Annotated in this window: 1 protein-coding gene and 1 pseudogene; both read left to right on the plus strand. The window is 65.5% G+C overall.

Annotation, left to right across the window (positions count from 1 at the left end; translation table 11 throughout):
- A partial coding sequence (locus DI276_RS27695) for an extracellular solute-binding protein (RefSeq protein WP_232836964.1) occupies positions 1-769 on the plus strand: 769 nt, incomplete at its 5' end.
- Positions 769-948: pseudogene (locus DI276_RS52450) on the plus strand (sugar ABC transporter permease); the annotation flags it as partial. The gene DI276_RS27695 and the pseudogene DI276_RS52450, both read left to right, overlap by 1 nt.

Raw genomic sequence — 948 nt, forward strand, 5'->3', positions numbered from 1 at the left:
GGCGCTGTTCGCCACCTGGGACAGCTACTTCGCCGCCGGTGACCAGTTCATCGCGAAGGTGCCGGGTGTGGCGTGGTTCGACAACGCCGCGCAGGTGTTCAACGCGATGCACAACCAGCACGAGACGGGCTACTACGACAAGTCCGACAAGCTCGTGGTGGACACCAACGCCGCGATCAAGTCCGACTGGACCGCGGTGACCGCGGCGGTCACGAAGGGGCAGTCCGCGCGGCTGGCGGCCTTCAGCAACGAGTGGAACACCGGCTTCAAGCTCGGCAAGTTCGCGACCAAGACGTGCCCGTCGTGGATGCTGGGTGTGGTCGAGACGCAGGCCGGTCCGGAGAACAAGGGCAAGTGGGCCGTGACGGACGCGTTCCCGAACGGTGGCGGTAACTGGGGTGGCTCGTACCTGAGCGTGCCGAAGCAGAGCAAGAACGCGAAGAAGGCCGCCGAGCTCGCCGCGTGGTTGACTGCGCCGGAGCAGCAGATCAAGGCGTTCAAGGCCAAGGGCACGTTCCCGAGCCAGGTCAAGGCGCTGGAAGACCCGGCGCTGCTGGAGCAGACCAACGCCTACTTCGGTGACATCAAGGCCGGCGCGCTGTTCGCCACGCAGGCCAAGAAGATCAAGATCGCGCAGTACAAGGGCCCGGCCGACGGGCAGATCCAGGAGACCGTGTTCAGCCCGGCGCTGCAGTCGGTCGAGCAGGGCAAGAGTGCTGACGAGGCGTGGAAGACCGCCGTCGAGGGCGCGCAGAAGGCGGCCAAGTAGTGACTGCCGTTCTTTCCAAGGTTGACCGCGGACGGGAGCAGGAGCCCCGTCCGCGGCCTCCGCGGCGATACCGGCTGTCCACGCTGGATGCCAAGGTGTCGCCGTATCTGTTCGTCGCACCGTTCTTCGTGTTGTTCGGTGCGATCGGTCTGTTTCCGTTGCTCTACACCGCTTACGTC

Source organism: Lentzea terrae (assembly GCF_003265345.1).
GTDB lineage: Bacteria > Actinomycetota > Actinomycetes > Mycobacteriales > Pseudonocardiaceae > Lentzea > Lentzea terrae.